This is a genomic window from Salmonella sp. NW177 (assembly GCF_051811585.1).
GTDB classification, from domain to species: Bacteria; Pseudomonadota; Gammaproteobacteria; order Enterobacterales; family Enterobacteriaceae; genus Salmonella; species Salmonella enterica.
The window spans coordinates 102,291-121,505 of the sequence record NZ_JAMMZV010000004.1 but is presented as its reverse complement, the minus strand read 5'-3'; the positions used below and the strand labels follow the sequence as shown (position 1 = coordinate 121,505).

At 52.6% G+C, this 19,215-nt stretch carries 18 protein-coding genes and 1 pseudogene; 12 read left to right on the top strand and 7 right to left on the bottom strand.

Annotation, left to right across the window (positions count from 1 at the left end; translation table 11 throughout):
* The first annotated feature begins 121 nt into the window (after positions 1–121).
* The 5 genes from ugpB to ugpQ all read left to right on the top strand — a co-directional run bounded on the left by ugpB (position 122) and on the right by ugpQ (position 5,082).
* Entirely contained in the window at positions 122–1,438 is a 1,317-nt protein-coding gene (gene ugpB / locus NA986_RS13370) for a sn-glycerol-3-phosphate ABC transporter substrate-binding protein UgpB (RefSeq protein ID WP_000624747.1), read from the top strand.
* Positions 1,439–1,542: 104 nt separating this feature from the next.
* The gene (gene ugpA / locus NA986_RS13365) at positions 1,543–2,430 is read left to right on the top strand and encodes a sn-glycerol-3-phosphate ABC transporter permease UgpA (RefSeq protein WP_000099303.1); all 888 of its coding nucleotides are present in this window, start codon (positions 1,543–1,545) and stop codon (positions 2,428–2,430) included.
* Positions 2,427–3,272 (top strand): sn-glycerol-3-phosphate ABC transporter permease UgpE, encoded by an 846-nt coding sequence (gene ugpE / locus NA986_RS13360; RefSeq protein ID WP_000572196.1) that lies wholly within the window; start codon positions 2,427–2,429, stop codon positions 3,270–3,272. Before ugpA ends, ugpE begins: the two co-directional genes overlap by 4 nt.
* Positions 3,273–3,274: 2 nt before the next feature.
* Positions 3,275–4,345, top strand: coding sequence for a sn-glycerol-3-phosphate import ATP-binding protein UgpC (locus NA986_RS13355; protein WP_000907842.1), 1,071 nt, complete (start codon positions 3,275–3,277; stop codon positions 4,343–4,345).
* A complete protein-coding gene (gene ugpQ / locus NA986_RS13350; RefSeq protein ID WP_023216699.1) occupies positions 4,342–5,082 on the top strand; it encodes a glycerophosphodiester phosphodiesterase in 741 nt (246 codons plus the stop codon). The genes NA986_RS13355 and ugpQ overlap by 4 nt, the downstream gene beginning before the upstream one ends.
* Before the next feature lie 12 nt (positions 5,083–5,094).
* On the opposite strand, the gene NA986_RS13345 is transcribed toward ugpQ, so the two are convergent.
* The gene (locus NA986_RS13345) at positions 5,095–5,511 is read right to left on the bottom strand and encodes a DUF2756 family protein (protein WP_000826041.1); all 417 of its coding nucleotides are present in this window, start codon (positions 5,509–5,511) and stop codon (positions 5,095–5,097) included.
* Positions 5,512–5,636: 125 nt separating this feature from the next.
* Here NA986_RS13345 and ggt point away from each other — a divergent pair, with 125 nt between their 5' ends.
* Positions 5,637–7,379 carry a gamma-glutamyltransferase gene (gene ggt, locus NA986_RS13340; RefSeq protein ID WP_023216698.1) on the top strand — a complete coding sequence of 581 codons (1,743 nt, stop codon included), beginning with the start codon at positions 5,637–5,639 and terminating at the stop codon, positions 7,377–7,379.
* Between the two features lie 44 nt (positions 7,380–7,423).
* Here ggt and NA986_RS13335 read toward each other — a convergent pair whose 3' ends face one another.
* The 5 genes from NA986_RS13335 to yhhY all read right to left on the bottom strand — a co-directional run bounded on the left by NA986_RS13335 (position 7,424) and on the right by yhhY (position 12,224).
* Positions 7,424–8,458: a phosphotriesterase family protein gene (locus NA986_RS13335; protein ID WP_000675710.1), complete on the bottom strand. Its 1,035-nt coding sequence runs from the start codon at positions 8,456–8,458 to the stop codon at positions 7,424–7,426.
* A complete protein-coding gene (locus NA986_RS13330) occupies positions 8,455–9,426 on the bottom strand; it encodes a DMT family transporter (protein ID WP_023216697.1) in 972 nt (323 codons plus the stop codon). The genes NA986_RS13335 and NA986_RS13330 overlap by 4 nt, the downstream gene beginning before the upstream one ends.
* Before the next feature lie 53 nt (positions 9,427–9,479).
* On the bottom strand, positions 9,480–10,241 hold the full coding sequence (locus NA986_RS13325) for a glutamine amidotransferase (RefSeq protein ID WP_023181725.1): 762 nt from the start codon (positions 10,239–10,241) through the stop codon (positions 9,480–9,482).
* Between the two features lie 15 nt (positions 10,242–10,256).
* The gene (locus NA986_RS13320; protein WP_023216696.1) at positions 10,257–11,471 is read right to left on the bottom strand and encodes a PfkB family carbohydrate kinase; all 1,215 of its coding nucleotides are present in this window, start codon (positions 11,469–11,471) and stop codon (positions 10,257–10,259) included.
* Between the two features lie 264 nt (positions 11,472–11,735).
* Entirely contained in the window at positions 11,736–12,224 is a 489-nt protein-coding gene (gene yhhY / locus NA986_RS13315; RefSeq protein ID WP_001290278.1) for an N-acetyltransferase, read from the bottom strand.
* A 468-nt stretch (positions 12,225–12,692) separates the two neighbouring features.
* Between yhhY and NA986_RS13310 the strand changes: the two genes are divergently transcribed.
* The 5 genes from NA986_RS13310 (at position 12,693) to gntU (ending at position 17,683) form a co-directional block, all read left to right on the top strand.
* Complete coding sequence (locus NA986_RS13310) at positions 12,693–13,730, top strand: oxidoreductase (protein WP_023216695.1); 1,038 nt, start codon at positions 12,693–12,695, stop codon at positions 13,728–13,730.
* 123 nt (positions 13,731–13,853) lie between these two features.
* On the top strand, positions 13,854–14,549 hold the full coding sequence (locus NA986_RS13305) for a pirin family protein (RefSeq protein ID WP_000639789.1): 696 nt from the start codon (positions 13,854–13,856) through the stop codon (positions 14,547–14,549).
* Between the two features lie 129 nt (positions 14,550–14,678).
* Positions 14,679–15,674: a gluconate operon transcriptional repressor GntR gene (gntR, locus tag NA986_RS13300; RefSeq protein ID WP_000730239.1), complete on the top strand. Its 996-nt coding sequence runs from the start codon at positions 14,679–14,681 to the stop codon at positions 15,672–15,674.
* A gap of 138 nt (positions 15,675–15,812) precedes the next feature.
* Positions 15,813–16,346: a gluconokinase gene (gene gntK / locus NA986_RS13295; RefSeq protein ID WP_000108342.1), complete on the top strand. Its 534-nt coding sequence runs from the start codon at positions 15,813–15,815 to the stop codon at positions 16,344–16,346.
* Positions 16,343–17,683, top strand: a complete 1,341-nt coding sequence (gene gntU / locus NA986_RS13290) for a gluconate transporter (protein WP_000105950.1) — start codon at positions 16,343–16,345, stop codon at positions 17,681–17,683. Before gntK ends, gntU begins: the two co-directional genes overlap by 4 nt.
* 114 nt (positions 17,684–17,797) lie before the next feature.
* Here gntU and NA986_RS13285 read toward each other — a convergent pair.
* A pseudogene (locus NA986_RS13285) lies at positions 17,798–17,872 on the bottom strand (MarC family protein); the annotation flags it as partial.
* Between the two features lie 234 nt (positions 17,873–18,106).
* Between NA986_RS13285 and asd the strand changes: the two are divergent.
* A complete protein-coding gene (gene asd / locus NA986_RS13280) occupies positions 18,107–19,213 on the top strand; it encodes an aspartate-semialdehyde dehydrogenase (RefSeq protein ID WP_000799940.1) in 1,107 nt (368 codons plus the stop codon).
* The last annotated feature ends 2 nt before the right edge of the window (positions 19,214–19,215 follow it).

Here is a 19,215-nt window from a genome sequence, read left to right as displayed (position 1 = left end):
CCTTACTATCTTTTTTTTGTAATAAAAAAGTTATTTTTCTGTCATTCGAGCATGTCATGTTACCCCCGCGAACATAAAACGCGTGATATCGCGCATCCCGGCACAAAAAGAGAGATAACCGATGATATCGTTACGACATACAGCTTTAGGACTGGCGCTGAGTCTGGCATTTACGGGTCAGGCGTTGGCCGTCACCACTATTCCATTCTGGCATTCAATGGAAGGGGAGTTAGGCAAAGAAGTTGATTCACTGGCGCAACGTTTCAACCAGGCCAATCCGGATTACAAAATCGTTCCGGTCTATAAGGGGAACTATGAACAGAACCTGAGCGCCGGGATCGCGGCATTCCGTACCGGCAACGCGCCGGCAATATTGCAGGTTTATGAGGTTGGGACGGCGACCATGATGGCCTCGAAAGCCATTAAGCCGGTTTATGAAGTGTTTAAAGACGCCGGTATTAACTTTGACGAGTCCCAGTTTGTACCGACCGTTGCAGGCTACTACACCGATGCTAAAAGCGGGCATCTGCTCTCCCAGCCCTTTAACAGCTCCACGCCGGTACTGTACTACAACAAAGACGCCTTTAAGAAAGCCGGTTTAGATCCGGAACAGCCGCCGAAAACCTGGCAGGAGCTGGCTGACTATACCGCGAAACTGAGAGCGGCAGGCATGAAATGCGGTTACGCCAGCGGCTGGCAAGGTTGGATCCAACTGGAAAACTTCAGCGCCTGGAACGGTCTCCCCTTCGCCAGTAAAAACAATGGCTTTGACGGTACAGATGCGGTGCTGGAGTTTAATAAGCCAGAGCAGGTGAAACATATAGCGCTGCTGGAAGAGATGAATAAAAAAGGCGATTTTAGCTATGTTGGGCGTAAGGACGAGTCTACCGAGAAGTTTTATAACGGTGACTGCGCGATGACAACCGCGTCCTCCGGCTCGCTCGCCAATATCCGCCAGTATGCCAAATTTAACTATGGCGTGGGTATGATGCCGTACGACGCTGATATCAAGGGCGCGCCGCAAAACGCCATTATCGGCGGAGCCAGCCTATGGGTCATGCAGGGTAAAGATAAAGAAACCTATACCGGCGTCGCCAAATTCCTCGACTTCCTGGCAAAACCGGAAAACGCTGCTGAATGGCATCAAAAAACCGGCTACCTGCCGATTACCACCGCCGCCTACGAGCTGACCCGCGAGCAGGGTTATTACGATAAAAACCCCGGTGCGGATATCGCCACTCGCCAGATGTTGAATAAGCCGCCGTTACCCTTCACCAAAGGCTTGCGTCTGGGCAATATGCCGCAGATTCGTACCATCGTGGACGAAGAGCTGGAAAGCGTCTGGACCGGGAAGAAAACCCCACAACAGGCGTTGGATACCGCGGTGGATCGCGGGAATCAGTTACTGCGTCGTTTTGAGAAAGCGAGCAAATCTTAAGTGTATAAGTGCCTGATGGCGCTGCGCTTATCAGGCCTACAGCGTTTGTAGGCCGGATAAGGTGCTTGCACCGCCATCCGGCACCTTCCAGGAAAAGAACCTTCATGTCATCATCCCGTCCGGTGTTCCGCTCGCGCTGGCTGCCGTATTTACTGGTTGCCCCGCAGTTGGTTATCACCGTTATTTTCTTTATCTGGCCTGCGGGCGAAGCGCTGTGGTATTCGCTGCAAAGCGTCGATCCGTTTGGTTTTTCCAGCCAATTTGTCGGGCTGGAGAATTTCGTCGCGCTTTTTCACGACAGTTATTATCTCGACGCCTTCTGGACGACGATTAAATTCAGCGCGCTGGTCACGTTTAGCGGCCTGCTGGTCTCGCTGTTTTTCGCCGCCCTGGTGGATTACGTGGTGCGCGGCAGCCGTTTTTATCAGACGCTGATGCTGCTGCCTTATGCCGTCGCGCCCGCCGTCGCCGCCGTATTGTGGATTTTCCTGTTTAACCCGGGGCGGGGATTAATCACCCATTTCCTCGGCGAATTCGGCTATGACTGGAACCACGCGCAAAACAGCGGTCAGGCGATGTTCCTGGTGGTATTTGCGTCAGTCTGGAAGCAGATTAGTTACAACTTTTTATTCTTCTTTGCCGCGCTGCAATCCATTCCCCGCTCGCTGGTGGAAGCGGCGGCCATTGACGGCGCCGGGCCGATTCGTCGTTTCTTCCGGCTTTCTTTGCCGCTTATTGCGCCGGTCAGTTTCTTCCTGCTGGTGGTCAACCTGGTGTACGCCTTTTTCGACACCTTCCCGGTGATCGACGCCGCGACCGCCGGCGGGCCGGTACAAGCCACCACAACGCTGATTTATAAGATTTATCGCGAAGGGTTTACCGGCCTGGATCTCTCGGCGTCCGCCGCGCAGTCGGTGGTGTTGATGTTCCTCGTCATCATTCTGACGGTGGTGCAGTTCCGCTATGTGGAAAGTAAGGTGCGTTACCAATGATAGAGAATCGTCGCGGGCTGACAATATTCAGCCATACCATGCTGATTCTGGGGATCGCGGTCATTTTGTTTCCGCTGTATGTCGCGTTTGTCGCGGCGACGCTGGACGACCGCGCGGTGTTTGAGACGCCGATGACGCTGCTTCCCGGCACGCAGTTACTGGAGAATATCAAAACTATTTGGGTCAACGGCGTCGGTGTTAATAGCGCGCCATTCTGGCTGATGATGCTTAACAGTTTCATTATGGCGTTCAGCATTACGGTAGGCAAAATCACGGTATCTATGCTTTCCGCATTCGCCATCGTCTGGTTTCGTTTTCCCCTGCGTAACCTGTTCTTCTGGATGATTTTTATCACCCTGATGCTGCCGGTTGAAGTGCGTATCTTCCCGACGGTGGAAGTGATCGCCAACCTGAAAATGCTCGACAGCTATGCTGGTCTGACGCTACCGCTGATGGCGTCCGCTACCGCCACTTTCCTGTTTCGTCAGTTCTTCATGACGCTTCCGGATGAACTGGTGGAGGCGGCCCGTATTGACGGCGCGTCGCCGATGCGCTTTTTCCGCGACATCGTGTTGCCGCTGTCAAAAACCAACCTGGCGGCGTTATTCGTCATCACCTTTATCTACGGCTGGAACCAGTATCTGTGGCCGCTGTTGATTATCACCGACGTGAATCTTGGCACTGCCGTAGCGGGTATCAAAGGGATGATCGCCACCGGCGAAGGTACCACGCAATGGAACCAGGTGATGGCGGCAATGCTGCTCACCCTTATCCCTCCGGTCGTAATTGTGTTAGCCATGCAACGGGCGTTTGTGCGTGGTTTAGTGGACAGTGAGAAATAAAAATGGCTGGTTTAAAACTACAGGCAGTAACCAAAAGCTGGGACGGCAAAACCCAGGTCATTCAACCGTTAACGCTGGACGTGGCGGATGGCGAATTTATCGTGATGGTCGGGCCGTCCGGCTGCGGCAAATCAACGTTGTTGCGGATGGTGGCCGGTCTGGAACGCGTGACCAGCGGCGATATCTGGATTGATCGCAAACGGGTCACCGAGATGGAGCCCAAAGATCGCGGCATCGCGATGGTATTTCAGAACTATGCTCTCTATCCCCATATGAGCGTAGAAGAGAACATGGCGTGGGGACTAAAAATTCGCGGTATGAGCAAAGCGCATATTGAAGAACGCGTGCGGGAGGCGGCGCGCATTCTGGAGCTGGACGGCCTGCTTAAACGCCGTCCACGCGAGCTTTCCGGCGGTCAACGGCAGCGCGTGGCAATGGGGCGCGCGATCGTCCGCGAGCCGGCAGTCTTTTTATTCGACGAACCGCTCTCTAACCTCGACGCCAAGCTGCGCGTGCAGATGCGTCTGGAGTTACAACATCTGCATCGTCGCCTTCGTACCACCTCGCTCTATGTTACTCACGATCAGGTAGAGGCGATGACGCTGGCCCAGCGGGTGATGGTGATGAATAAAGGTGTCGCAGAACAGATTGGCACGCCGGTAGAGGTATATGAAAAACCGGCCAGTCGCTTCGTGGCGAGCTTTATTGGCAGCCCGGCGATGAATCTGTTGGATGGCGTTATCAGCGCTTCCGGCGACCGTTTCGAATTGCCTGGCGGTCTGGCGTTGCCGATTGGTGCGGGCTATCGGGGTCATGCTGGACGTAAAATGACGCTGGGTATCCGCCCGGAGCATATTGCGTTAAGCTCGCAGGCGGAAGGCGGCGTGCCGTTAACGGTAGACACGCTGGAGATTCTGGGCGCGGATAATCTGGCGCATGGGCGCTGGGGCGATCAGAAACTGGTGGTGCGGTTGGCGCATCAGCAGCGCCCGGCGGCGGGCAGTACGCTATGGCTGCATCTGCCGGAACATCAGCGGCATCTTTTTGATGGCGAAACAGGACAACGTGTATGAGTAACTGGCCTTATCCCCACATTGTCGCCCATCGCGGCGGCGGTAAACTGGCGCCGGAAAACACTCTGGCGGCGATTGACGTGGGCGCGCGATACGGGCACACCATGATTGAGTTTGATGCCAAGCTGTCGAAAGACGGCGAAATTTTCCTGCTGCATGACGATAACCTGGAGCGCACCAGCAACGGTTGGGGCGTGGCGGGCGAGTTGAACTGGCAGGATTTATTGCGTGTGGACGCTGGCGGTTGGTTTAGCGGCGAATTTAAAGGCGAGCCGCTGCCGTTGCTCTCGCAGGTGGCGGAGCGCTGCCGTAAACACGGCATGATGGCGAATATTGAGATCAAACCGACAACGGGGAGCGGAAGGCTAACAGGACGCGTCGTGGCGTTGGCCGCCCGCGAACTGTGGACCGGGATGACGCCGCCGCTGCTTTCTTCCTTTGAGATAGAGGCGCTGGAAGCGGCTCAGGCGGCAGCACCTGAACTGCCGCGCGGGTTACTGCTGGATAAATGGCGTGAAGACTGGCGTGAACTGACGACCCGTCTGGGCTGTGTTTCCCTCCATCTCAACCATAAATTACTCGATGAGACGCGAGTGCAAGAGATTAAGGCCGCGGGTCTGCGGATTCTGGTGTATACCGTCAATCAGCCCCAGCGGGCGGCAGAGCTGCTGCGCTGGGGCGTGGATTGTATCTGCACCGATCGCATTGATGACATCGGCCCTCACTTTCAGTTTTAAGGGCTGTCAGTTTTAAGGGCTGATGGTTTTCAGCGGGATGTCAGGCTGCGGCGTCCCGCTGTCCTGCTGCAACATTGGCTGGGAATGGTTTAGCATCCGGTCCGGATTTCCGCTGCCGCTGAGCATTCCGCCCTGCGTATTGGGCAGCGTTTGCTGGCCGAGCATACCGTTGCCCGGCTGTCCCTGCTGAACCCGCTGCGTATTGGCATTCAACTGCGACTGTAGATTTTGCTGCTGGCTGCGCGCCTGCGTTTGCATCTGTTGTTTCAACATACCCTGCTGCTGAATCTGCTGCGTTTGCATCTGCGTCTGCATACGCTGCTGGCTGGGGATCTGATAACCTGGCTGATTAGGATTATTCATAGTGTTAATTGGCTGGGCCAATACAGCAAAGGGTAACAAAGCCGTAATAAGTAGTAAGCGTTTCATTGTCGTCTCCTCCCGATGAGGCCTCTTTTTAAGTGTACCTCTATTTCGCCATGATGATGATTTTTTAAGCGTTGTGGACCAGGATTAAACGGGACATACACCCATTTATCTGGAGAAAAACAACGATGAAACCAACGTTTATGCGCTGGGTGGCGATCGCCGCTCTGCTGGCCGGGGGGACGTTTAGCGCGGTGGCCAATCCTCCCGTCGCGCCGCCAGTCTCCTATGGTGTTGAAGAAGATGTCTTTCATCCTGTGCGGGCGACGCAAGGGATGGTGGCGTCCGTGGATGCAATGGCGACGCAGGTTGGCGTGGATATCTTAAAGCAGGGCGGTAATGCCGTGGATGCCGCCGTCGCCGTGGGCTATGCGCTGGCTGTCACGCATCCGCAAGCCGGGAATCTGGGCGGCGGAGGATTTATGCTGCTGCGCACTAAAGATGGCGCTACCACGGCGATCGATTTTCGTGAAATGGCGCCTGCTGGCGCTACGCGCGATATGTTCCTTGACGATCAGGGTAACGCCGATGCGAAAAAGTCGCTGACGTCGCATCTGGCATCCGGTACGCCGGGTACCGTGGCGGGGTTCTCGCTGGCGCTGGAGAAATACGGCACGATGCCGCTGAATAAAGTGGTGCGTCCGGCGATGAAGCTGGCGGAAGAGGGTTTTGTGGTTAACGATGCGCTGGCCGACGACTTAAAAACTTACGGCAGCGAAGTGATCCCCAACCATGAGAACAGCAAAGCCATTTTCTGGAAAGACGGCGAGCCGCTGAAAAAAGGCGATAAGCTGGTCCAGAAGAATCTGGCGAAAAGCCTGGAAATGATTGCCGAAAACGGCCCGGATGCGTTTTATAAAGGGGCGATTGCCGACCAGATTGCCGGGGAAATGCAGAAGAACGGCGGTCTGATGACCAAAGAGGATTTAGCCAGCTATAAAGCCGTTGAGCGTACGCCAATCAGCGGTGACTATCGCGGGTATCAGGTCTTCTCCATGCCGCCGCCATCCTCGGGCGGTATTCACATCGTACAGATCCTTAATATTCTTGAAAACTTCGACATGAAGAAGTACGGCTTTGGCAGCGCCGATGCCATGCAAATCATGGCGGAAGCGGAAAAATACGCCTACGCTGACCGCTCAGAGTATCTGGGCGATCCGGACTTTGTGAAAGTGCCGTGGCAGGCGCTGACCCACAAAGCCTATGCGAAAACGCTGGCCGATCAAATAGATATCAACAAGGCCAAACCTTCCAGCCAGATAAAACCTGGCAAACTGGCCCCGTATGAAAGCAACCAGACCACCCACTTCTCGGTGGTGGATAAAGACGGCAATGCCGTGGCGGTGACCTATACCCTGAATACTACCTTCGGCACCGGGATTGTGGCGGGTAATACCGGTATTCTGCTCAATAATGAAATGGACGATTTCTCTGCCAAGCCAGGCGTGCCGAACGTATACGGACTGGTGGGCGGCGATGCTAACGCGGTCGGTCCGAAGAAGCGTCCGCTGTCGTCGATGTCGCCCACTATCGTCGTTAAAGAGGGCAAAACCTGGCTGGTGACCGGCAGTCCTGGCGGGAGTCGAATCATCACTACTGTGCTGCAAATGGTAGTGAACAGCATTGATTTTGGCATGAACGTCGCCGAAGCGACCAACGCGCCGCGTTTCCATCATCAATGGTTGCCGGACGAACTGCGGGTAGAAAAGGGCTTCAGCCCCGATACGCTGAAGTTGCTGGAACAGAAAGGGCAGAAAGTCGCGCTGAAAGAAGCGATGGGCAGCACCCAAAGTATTATGGTTGGACCGGATGGCGAACTGTACGGTGCGTCTGACCCGCGTTCCGTGGGTGATTTAACGGCGGGATACTGATTTTTAATTCCAGGCCCGGTGTCAGACACCGGGCTATTTGCAGATTATGCCGTGAGTAATCGGGCTGGATTATCAATACAAAGCTTGCGCAGAGTATCGTTGTCTACTCCGCGAGCAGCCAGATAGGCGAGGAAGACATTCGGGACAAACCCCCAGCCATTTCCGCCATTTTTCGCCCACATCTGTTTGAGAAAAACATCATGGCTTAAAACGATTTGGTCGGCGTAACCCAATGCAATCAGATTCGCTACTGCATCTGCGGTCTCCTGAACGCCCGGCGCGACACCTTCTTTTGGGAAGGTGATGTCCAGACCAATCATGTCAAATTCAAGCCATACGCCACGGTCGAGCATTTTACGTTGATAGACGACATCTTTTCCTGAAGGGTCCGAATGCGCCAGCGAGACTTTTGCCGGAGAGACGTTCATTTCTTCCAGCACGATATCCAGCACCTCATCCCCCAGCCGCAGCCACCCCGGCATATGGATATTCATCGCCGTATGGGGGTTGTTACATTGTGCCAGAGACGCTGCCCGCAGGCTGTTACGCTCCGCTTGGGTAAACGCGGGGGATACGCCGATTTCACCGATCATGCCAGCGCGAATATCCGTCTCGCCAATACCCTGATTCAGTTCTTTATCAATGAGTGAGGCTAACAGCTCAACAGGTTTATGGATCCGGGTACTTTCAAATTTCTCCAGATAAGGTCCGGATGACGCAACGATATTCAAACCCGTTTTTAAGGCAACTTCTCGCAGCGCTGAGGCGTCCCGTCCAATGGATTCTGATCCGGTGGCGTCGACAATCGTCCTGCCGCCCAAAGACATAAAGTTATTGATTTCGAAGATAACATCATCAATCTCTTTGCGGTCCATGTTATCGGCGCAGCAGTATGGGTCGTGTTTCAGCCCCCACTGCAGGTCAGCACTGACTTTCTTTCCCACCAGTTGCTGTGAAAAAGCATAATGTGGCTCGTCTACGACCGAAGACAGATCGTTAAACAGATGTTCATGCGGTAGCGTCAGCCCCATATCCGTATGCGCCACCGGGCCTGTTACGGTTTGCAGGAAACCTTTCATTCTGACACCTCCATTCTTTGCGCCATTTTGGATGCTCTGTATTCAGGGATGGTGGTCACAATCGCACCGACTAACGCGAACAGCGTACCGATGATGGTGACCAGGTAGACCGTATTGCCTAATGAAGGGATCAATTCATCAATTAGCACTGAGCCAAGCAGTTGGCCTGCTGTTGACGCTACGCCCAGCATCAATAGCCCTAAGCCTCTCACCAGAATCGCCATTAGCCCGATGGACAGCAGACCCAGCGGACCACCGAGATACATCCACCATGTATCGGGTAACTGAATGGTGACATGGCCTAATGCGATACGTATCGCCAGCGCTGCGCCCAGGACACAAAAGCCGACGATGAAGTTCCATGTAATGGACACCAGCATGGAGCCCGTTGCCTCGGCGACTTTCGCATTTCCCGCAGGCTGCCAGCCAGCGAGTAACCCTGCCAAAAAGGGGAGGATAGCGAGCAGGATAAACGAGGTTGAGTGCCACTGTGGCGACACGACAAAAATGGTGGCGATAACGGCGAACAATGCGCCAGTAATGCGCCATGGCGTAAAATATTTCTTCTCCTCCACACCGATGCCAAAACGGTCGCACAGCAGGCCGGAAAGAAGCAGGGCAGAAATTAATGCCGTTTGAAAGGTGGCAACGCCCAGCGCGCTGGCGGATGCGCCTTCAGAAAATACGACCATCGCCCCGCATAATCCTGCAAACCAATTCCATAGCGGAATTTTTCTCTTTTTAATCAGAGTAGGGATTGCGGCGAATTGCTGGCGTGTTTCTTTGCGCGCAATAATAATAAAAAACATGACGACCAGACCGCTGGCAAACGAGATTACTGCGCAAGCATTACCGTCTTGTAACCAATGTCCTAACTGCCCATTAACGGCAGACTGCATCGGGGAAAGCATACCGGCTAAGATGGTGGCAAGCATCAGTAAGGGGGTTGAGTACTTATTCTTGTTCATACATCAATCCTTATATTTTATAAAAGGAGTAACTTTCGTTACTCCATTGTTTTTTATTTTCTGGCGATGAATTGAAGCGTGTTGACCCACAGGTCGGTATAAAATGGCCATGACATAAACTGCTGGGTTCCCCAGTGTGGGGAGCAGTCACTCATAAAGCAGGCGGTTTTACCCTGTTGGTATTCACCGAACACTAACAATGGGTCATTATTTATTGTTAATACGACATCGGCATCGTCTCTGGCGACGGCCTGGTTATATCCAAGAAATACCGGATAATCTGAGAACCCGTTAACAACAGGATGTTCAGGTGAGGCAGCCTCAGCACAAATACCCTCTGGCTTTTCTACCCGGTCATCGCCATCAAGCATAATAACTGGCAGAACCTCAGCAAGAACGGTGTTCTTATAATTGGCTTTTGCCTCAATACCCATGAACGACAGATAGCCGCCAATCATGAGTAGTCCACCGCCATTTTTGACGTACTCTTTAATGGACTCCAGAGCGTTTGGTTTTATTTTTAGCTGATAAAATGTCTCGTTTTGCAACAGGAAGGTATTACTACCAATGTCGCTAATAACAATCACATCGTAACGATTTAATTCGTCAATACTCTCTGGAAAGGCAATTTGTACTGTGTGGGCAGGCATGTAATCAATATCAACGCCGCCTTTCCTCAAGCATTCCAGTAACCATGTAGCGCCTTCTTCATATTTACTGGAGGTGAAACTGTCATAACCTTTTGAATGAATCATATGAATATGCCAGGATTCTCCAATAAAGAGCACCTTTAGTTTTTTCTGCGTATTGTTCATAGTCTGCTCCTTGATTTAGTGAGTAGAGATAGTTTGTTTGTAATGTGAACCCTGAATACGATGAAGAACGGAGTCGTTTTCCGGCATATCAGAGGCATTAGGCGTTTCAACCGCAAGTGAGGCAAATGCGCTGGCGTAGCACAATGCGGATGCCAGTGACTTTCCTTTTGCAAGACCAGATGCGAGGGCGCCATTGAAAGCGTCACCCGCTCCCGCAGTATTTTTTACAACCGCCGGAAATGCCGGGGAATAGATGAATTGTGTGCTATCATAAGCAAGCGAACCTTTGCTACCTAATGTAATAATGGTATTTTTGACGCCTTTCTGATGAATAATTTTGGCCGCGCATTTGGCTGATTCGATATCATTAACCGCCATATTGGCCAGCAGGCCGGCTTCCGTTTCATTTGGCGTAATATAATCAATGTTATCAATGATGGTGTTAACCATGTCATTGTACGGCGCTGGATTGATGATGACCGGTATGTCATTTTTTTGTGCGAGACGAATTGTTTGCTGCAGCGCTTCGTAGTTCGTCTCCAGTTGGACAAGAACAATATCTGAATGAACAATGGCTTCTTTCTGAATGGTGATTTCATCAGGGGAAATTGTCATGTTGGCGCCAGGGTAGATAGCGATGACGTTATCTCCGGTATCACCATTCACCATGATGGTTGCTGTACCTGTTTGTGTTTCTTTGGTCTGGTAGATAACACTTTTATGGATTTTTGATGAGTTTATAAAATTAATGGCGTAATCGCTAAAATGGTCTGAGCCGACTTTAGTAATAAAATGCACATCAGAGTCGGCATAGCTTGCTGCTAATGCCTGATTACATCCCTTACCGCCGGGTGAAAAAATAAATTTATCGGCCAGCAATGATTCTCCCGTTGAGGGTAATCTCGGTAGATAACTGATGATATCAACATTGAACGAGCCAATAACACATACATTATTTTTCATGGCAGAGAGACCTTTTTTTATTTTCTGCGCTGATTCATATTTTTCCAGCACATAAGCAATTTCATTTTTTGCGACGTTATCAAGAGAATCAAGGGTAATAAATGCACCACCATGACAGCGAGTAAGATATCCCTGTCCGGCAAGCTCATTGAGATCTGAACGAATAGTTTCCTTTGTTACCTTGAGACTTTTCGCCAGATTTGAAACTTTTACAACTCCCGAAATACTGAGTTCCTTCAATATTCTATGATGGCGTTCAAATTTCATTTTTTACCTCACCGTGGTTAAATTAGTCCCGGGAGGAGTATATTGTTGTGATTGTCACCATAAAGTGATGGCAGAAACCAAAAAAAAACAAAAATGTAATATTAACATTGCTAAAATTACGGAAAAAACGGTGATAAAGCTTAAAGTGGTAATAACCATGAAATTCAGGTGGTTATTGTTTTGATATAGGGGAAGTAGGTTGTAATAACTGGAATGTTGTGAAGGTTTGTGACGTTTCGCCCCACAGGGTGGGGCGGGGAAGCGCTATTTCACGCGCGCCATAAAGTACGCATCAACGTACTCACCGTTGCGCAGGCCGTATTTCTTACCGGTGCCTTCGATTTCAAAGCCGTACTTCTTATACACCGCCACGGCGGGCTCGTTATCAACAAACACCGTTAACTCGATACGGTCAACGCGCAGCCAGTTATCGCACATGTCGATCATCGTGCGGATCAGCGCGCTGGCAATACCGCGATTGTGCCACCGGGCATCCACGCAGATACCAAAATCGGCCACGTGGCTGCGACGGGGACGTTGGGTGACCTGAATAGAAAGATGGCCAACGACAATATCGTCAATGCAGGCAACCAGTTGTTTAACCCCGGCTTGCTCGGTTAGCCGCGCCTGCCACATTTCGAGGGAAGGATGAGGAACCTGTAGCGTGTTGTGGTACACCTCCGGCTGGGCGTGGATCTGACGAATGGCGTCGTAATCTTTCGGTTCAGCGTGGCGTATCACTATTTCACTCATTCCTTATCTCCTGCAGGGGTAATTGTGTATTTACACTCGCTGAGAAAGAAAATTCCGTCAACTGCATTTTTTTGCAAAAATAAGTAGACAAGTGCGAATGAGAATGATTATTATTGCCTTGCATTCAGGGGAACCCCTACGGAGAACCTGAAAGCACGACATTGCTCACATTGCTTCCAGTATTATTTTGGCCAGCTTTTGCTGGCTTTTTTTTTGGGGTTTTGTTTCAGCCTGGCTTACTTGTCATTTTGTCCCCGGGAAGTGCTCGTGCTCCTCACGTACATTTAGTACGCTCCGGGCCCTGCGCGCAGGCCGTGAATAATCTGCCTGCGCCACTTACGCCCGATCTTGAGGCATCTGCTTTTGTAGGCCCAAAAAGGCAACGCCGCATCCGGCAAAGAATCCAACATTCAGTCTCCTCACGCTTTGCGCTATGGTGTAAACAATCATCTTCAAAAGGATCGTCTCATGACCTTACACTGCGCATTTATTGGATTCGGCAAAAGTACCACCCGTTACCATCTCCCCTACGTTCTGAATCGGAAAGATACCTGGCATGTCGCGCATATTTTTCGTCGTCACGCTAAACCGGAAGAGCAGGCGCCGCAGTATTCGCATATTCACTTCACCAGCGATCTGGATGAGGTGTTGGGCGATCCGCAGGTAAAGCTGGTGATCGTCTGTACCCATGCTGACAGCCATTTCGAATACGCTAAACGCGCGCTGGAAGCGGGTAAAAATGTGCTGGTTGAGAAACCTTTCACGCCGACGCTGGCGGAGGCAAAAGTGTTGTTCGACCTGGCGCGAAGCAAAGGACTGACCGTCACGCCGTATCAGAATCGGCGTTTTGATTCCTGTTTTCTCACGGCTAAAAAAGCGATTGAGAGCGGGAAACTGGGCAAGATTGTCGAAGTTGAAAGCCATTTCGATTATTACCGCCCGGTAGCAGAAACCAAACCTGGCCTGCCGCAGGACGGCGCATTCTATGGACTTGGCGTCCACACCATGGATCAAATTATTTCGCTATTTGGCCGTCCGGATCATGTCGCGTATGATATTCGTAGCCTGCGTAATAAAGCGAATCCGGATGACACCTTTGAAGCGCAACTGTTTTATGGCGATTTGAAGGCTATCGTTAAAACCAGCCATCTGGTGAAAATCGACTATCCGAAGTTTATTGTTCACGGCACCAAAGGTTCGTTTGTGAAATACGGTATCGATCAACAAGAAACCAGCCTGAAAGCGAACATTATGCCTGGCGAGCCGGGTTTTGCCGCTGACGAATCCGTCGGTGTGCTGGAATATGTTAACGATGACGGCGTTACGGTGAAAGAAGAGGTGAAACCGGAAACGGGTGACTATGGTCGCGTTTATGATGCGCTGTACCAGACGTTGACCGTCGGTACGCCTAATTACGTCAAGGAATCTGAAGTTCTTACCAATCTGGAAATCCTCGAGCGTGCTTTCGAACAGGCATCGCCTGCGACGATAACCCTCGCTAAATAGCCTGCGCAGACTCCTCTTGGCTTGTTCATATTTTTTGAACAGAGGAGTCAATTTTCACCCTCTATGATCCCGGACGGAATGAGTCCACACTTATTCCATCGAAAACATCTGGGGGTGAACACAATGATCTACTTACGCAAAGCAAACGACCGCGGTCATGCGAATCATGGCTGGCTTGACTCCTGGCATACCTTTTCTTTTGCCGATTATTACGATCCGAACTTTATGGGGTTCTCGGCGCTGCGTGTGATTAACGACGATGTGATCGACGCAGGCCAGGGGTTCGGCACGCATCCGCATAAAGACATGGAAATTTTGACCTATGTGCTGGAAGGCGCCGTAGAACACCAGGATAGTATGGGCAATAAAGAACAGGTTCCGGCAGGTGAATTCCAGATTATGAGCGCCGGGACCGGCGTTCGCCACTCCGAGTACAACCCGAGCAAAACGGATCGTCTGCGGCTGTATCAGATCTGGATCATTCCGCAAGAAACCGGCATCACGCCGCGCTACGAACAGCGTCGCTTCGACGCCGCGCAGGGCAAGCAACTGGTGCTTTCGCCAGATGCTCGCGATGGTTCGCTGAAGGTCCACCAGGATATGGAGCTGTACCGCTGGGCGCTGCTCAAAGATGAGCAGTCGGTGCATCAGATTGCCGCTGAGCGCCGCGTCTGGATCCAGGTGGTAAAAGGTAACGTGACCATTAACGGTACCAAAGCGACGACCAGCGACGGCCTGGCGATTTGGGATGAGCAGGCAATCTCGATTCATGCCGACAGCGACAGTGAAGTGTTGTTGTTTGACTTGCCGCCAGTCTAACGTGCTGTAACCTTTTGTAGGCCGGATAAGACGCGAAAGCGTTGCCATCCGGCTTTTCATCGTTTGTCATTAATTCCGCACGTCCGTGGTAAACTGGGCAAATCTATCCCTTTTATACCTTTCAGGACGATGAAAAAGAAAAGACCCGTACTTCAGGATGTGGCCGACCGTGTGGGCGTGACCAAAATGACGGTCAGCCGTTTTTTGCGTAATCCGGAGCAGGTCTCCGTCGCGCTGCGGGGTAAAATTGCGGCTGCGCTTGATGAGCTCGGGTACATTCCTAATCGCGCGCCTGACATTCTTTCCAACGCCACCAGCCGCGCTATTGGCGTTCTGCTGCCGTCTTTAACCAACCAGGTCTTTGCGGAAGTGTTACGCGGCATTGAGGCCGTCACCGATGCCCACGGGTATCAGACCATGCTGGCGCACTACGGCTATAAACCGGAGATGGAGCAGGAGCGCCTGGAATCGATGCTCTCCTGGAATATCGACGGCCTGATCCTCACTGAGCGTACCCATACGCCGCGCACCTTAAAAATGATCGAAGTCGCCGGGATTCCGGTGGTGGAACTGATGGACAGCCAGTCGCCGTGTCTCGATATTGCCGTTGGTTTTGACAACTTCGAGGCCGCCCGTCAGATGACCGCCGCGATTATCGCGCGCGGTCATCGTCATATCGCCTATCTGGGGGCGCGCCTCGACGAACGTACTATCATCAAGCAGAAGGGCTATGAACAGGCGATGCGGGACGCAGGCCTGGTTCCTTACAGTGTGATGATGGAGCAATCTTCATCCTACTCTTCCGGTATCGAACTCATGCGCCAGGCGCGACGCGAATACCCACAGCTTGACGGTATTTTTTGCACCAACGATGACCTGGCGGTGGGGGCGGCCTTCGAATGCCAGCGCCTGGGGCTAAAAATCCCGGACGACATGGCGATCGCCGGGTTCCACGGTCATGACATCGGCCAGGTGATGGAACCGCGTCTGGCAAGCGTCCTGACGCCGCGCGAGCGAATGGGCAGCATTGGCGCGGAACGTCTGTTGGCCCGCATTCGCGGCGAAACGGTCACGCCAAAAATGTTAGATTTAGGTTTCACCTTGTCACCGGGCGGATCTATTTAGTCTGACAACTTTGAAGTAGCTCACACTTATTCACTTTTGGCACGAATGGTCATTGCGTCGTGAATGGTGCGGTTGGACAATGTTACCGATAACAGTTACCCGTAACAAATTTTGCAACTTGTAGAGTGGGGGCCCGCTTTGAGCACGACTAATCATGATCACCACGTTTACGTTCTGATGGGCGTATCAGGCAGCGGTAAATCCGCTGTCGCAAGCGCCGTGGCGCATCAGCTTCATGCCGCGTTTCTGGACGGCGATTTTCTGCATCCGCGCTGCAATATTGAAAAAATGGCCTCCGGCGAGCCGTTGAATGATGATGACCGCAAACCGTGGTTACAGGCGCTGAACGACGCCGCTTTCGCGATGCAGCGAACCAATAAAATCTCGCTGATTGTCTGTTCCGCACTGAAAAAACACTATCGCGACCTGCTGCGCGAGGGAAACCCGAATCTCTCCTTTATCTATCTGAAAGGTGATTTCGACGTCATTGAAAGCCGTCTGAAAGCGCGCAAAGGTCATTTCTTCAAAACCCAAATGCTGGTGACGCAGTTTGAAACGCTGCAAGAGCCGGGTGCCGACGAACGCGATGTTCTGGTGGTAGATATCGACCAGCCGCTGGAAGGCGTCGTGGCGAGCACCATTGAGGTCATCAATAAAGGCAGTACGCTGTGAGTACATTAACACTGGTTTTAACCGCCGTCGGTTCCGTCTTACTGCTGCTGTTTCTCGTGATGAAGGCGCGTATGCACGCCTTCGTCGCGTTAATGGTCGTCTCAATGGGCGCGGGGCTTTTTTCAGGGATGCCGCTTGATAAAATCGCCGCGACCATGGAAAAAGGGATGGGCGGCACGCTGGGATTCCTGGCGATTGTGGTCGCGTTGGGGGCGATGTTCGGTAAAATTCTGCATGAAACCGGCGCGGTCGATCAGATAGCCGTGAAAATGCTTAAATCCTTTGGTCATAACCGCGCGCACTATGCGATTGGCCTGGCCGGGCTGATTTGCGCGCTTCCGCTGTTCTTTGAAGTGGCGATTGTGCTGCTGATAAGCGTGGCGTTCTCTATGGCGCGTCATACCGGCACAAACCTGGTGAAGCTGGTCATTCCGCTGTTTGCGGGCGTGGCGGCAGCCGCGGCGTTTTTGTTGCCTGGGCCTGCGCCGATGCTGCTGGCTTCCCAGATGCATGCTGATTTCGGCTGGATGATCCTGATTGGCCTGTGCGCCGCCATTCCTGGCATGATTATCGCCGGGCCGCTGTGGGGGAATTTTATCAGCCGTTATGTTGAGCTGCGTATTCCTGACGACATTACCGAGCCGCATCTGGGCGAAGGCAAAATGCCTTCTTTCGGCTTCAGCCTGTCGCTGATCCTGCTGCCGTTGGTGCTGGTAGGACTGAAAACGATCGCCGCGCGTTTTGTGCCGGAAGGTTCCACCGCTTACGAATGGTTTGAGTTTATCGGCCACCCCTTCACTGCGATTCTGGTCGCTTGTCTGGTAGCGATTTACGGCCTGGCGATGCGTCAGGGGATGCCGAAAGACAAAGTGATGGAAATCTGCGGCCACGCGCTGCAACCGGCGGGCATTATCCTGCTGGTGATTGGCGCAGGCGGGGTGTTCAAACAGGTACTGGTTGACTCCGGCGTCGGCCCGGCGCTGGGCGAAGCGTTAACCGGTATGGGACTGCCGATTGCCATTACCTGCTTTGTACTGGCGGCGGCGGTGCGCATCATTCAGGGTTCCGCGACCGTGGCGTGTTTAACCGCGGTCGGTCTGGTGATGCCGGTCATTGAGCAACTGAATTTCTCCGGCGCGCAGATGGCGGCGCTCTCTATCTGTATCGCCGGCGGTTCAATTGTGGTTTCTCATGTTAACGACGCCGGCTTCTGGCTGTTCGGTAAATTTACCGGCGCGACCGAAGCACAGACGCTGAAGACCTGGACGATGATGGAAACTATCCTCGGCACGGTCGGCGCGATTGTCGGGATGATTGCTTTCCAACTGCTGAGCTGAGTCTTGTTGCCCGGTGGCGCGGTGCTTACCGGGCCTGGAAACGGGCACATATCGACACCGTAAGCCGGGTAAGGCGTAATCGCTACCCGGTTTTTTTATTGAGGTGTGCATGGCAATCGCCCAACGACGTTTTGCCTCGCCATGTTTCAGTACGCGCATAAAAGCAGGCAAATTTCTACGCTGATCCATAATTAGGATCAATAAAACAGCGACGGAAATGATTCCCTTCCTAACGCAAATTCCCTGATAATCGCCACTGGACTTTCTGCTTGCGCGGTAAGGCAGGATAAGTCGCATTACTGATGGCTTCGCTATCATTGATTAATTTCACTTGCGACTTTGGCTGCTTTTTGTATGGTGAAGGATGCGCCACAGGATACTGGCGCGCATACACAGCACATCTCTTTGCAGGAAAAAAACGCTATGAAAAATGTTGGTTTTATCGGCTGGCGCGGAATGGTCGGCTCTGTTCTCATGCAACGCATGGTAGAGGAGCGCGATTTCGACGCTATTCGCCCTGTTTTCTTTTCTACCTCCCAGTTTGGACAGGCGGCGCCCACCTTCGGCGACACCTCCACCGGCACGCTACAGGACGCTTTTGATCTGGATGCGCTAAAAGCGCTCGATATCATCGTGACCTGCCAGGGCGGCGATTATACCAACGAAATTTATCCAAAGCTGCGCGAAAGCGGATGGCAGGGTTACTGGATTGACGCGGCTTCTACGCTGCGCATGAAAGATGATGCCATTATTATTCTCGACCCGGTCAACCAGGACGTGATTACCGACGGCCTGAACAATGGCGTGAAGACCTTTGTGGGCGGTAACTGTACCGTTAGCCTGATGTTGATGTCGCTGGGCGGTCTCTTTGCCCATAATCTCGTTGACTGGGTATCCGTCGCGACCTATCAGGCCGCCTCCGGCGGCGGCGCGCGCCATATGCGCGAGCTGTTAACCCAAATGGGTCAGTTGTATGGCCATGTCGCCGATGAACTGGCGACGCCGTCTTCCGCAATTCTTGATATTGAACGCAAAGTTACGGCATTGACCCGCAGCGGCGAGCTGCCGGTTGATAACTTTGGCGTACCGCTGGCGGGAAGCCTGATCCCCTGGATCGACAAACAGCTCGATAACGGCCAAAGCCGCGAAGAGTGGAAAGGCCAGGCGGAAACCAACAAGATCCTCAATACTGCCTCTGTGATCCCGGTTGATGGTTTGTGTGTGCGCGTCGGCGCACTGCGCTGTCACAGCCAGGCGTTCACCATTAAGCTGAAAAAAGAGGTATCCATTCCGACGGTGGAAGAACTGCTGGCGGCACATAATCCGTGGGCGAAAGTGGTGCCGAACGATCGTGATATCACTATGCGCGAATTAACCCCGGCGGCGGTGACCGGCACGTTGACTACGCCGGTTGGTCGTCTGCGTAAGCTGAACATGGGGCCAGAGTTCTTGTCGGCGTTTACCGTAGGCGACCAGTTGTTATGGGGCGCCGCCGAGCCGCTGCGTCGAATGCTGCGCCAGTTGGCGTAGTG